Raw genomic sequence first — 377 nt, forward strand, 5'->3', positions numbered from 1 at the left:
CGTACGCCATCACGGCGGGTGCGGTGACGGCGGCGACCGTGACAGTGGACAAGGCGAGCTACGTGTCCGGCGGTGACATGAAGGTGACGGTGACGCTGAAGGATGCGCAGAACAACGCGGTCTCCGGTCAGGCTTCAGCGCTGAAAGGGGCGGTGAAGGTGGCGGGTGCAGCGACAGCGCCGAAGGTTGACTGGGCGGAGGCCGGCAGCGGCAGCTACACGGCGACCTTTACGGCCACCACGGCGGGTACGGGGCTGACGGCGAGGCTGACGCTGGGCGGTGCGAGTGCCAACTCCACGGCGTACGCCATCACGGCGGGTGCGGTGACGGCGGCGACCGTGACAGTGGACAAGGCGAGCTACGTGTCCGGCGGTGAC

Annotated in this window: 1 protein-coding gene; it reads left to right on the plus strand. The window is 69.0% G+C overall.

All coding sequences use genetic code 11. The annotated features are described in order from the left end of the window. The coding region (locus QMG44_RS24235) for an invasin domain 3-containing protein (protein WP_281853333.1) at nucleotides 1-377 on the plus strand (377 nt) is incomplete at both ends.

It is taken from the genome of Enterobacter sp. 200527-13, from assembly GCF_027924865.1.
GTDB classification, from domain to species: Bacteria; Pseudomonadota; Gammaproteobacteria; order Enterobacterales; family Enterobacteriaceae; genus Enterobacter; species Enterobacter ludwigii.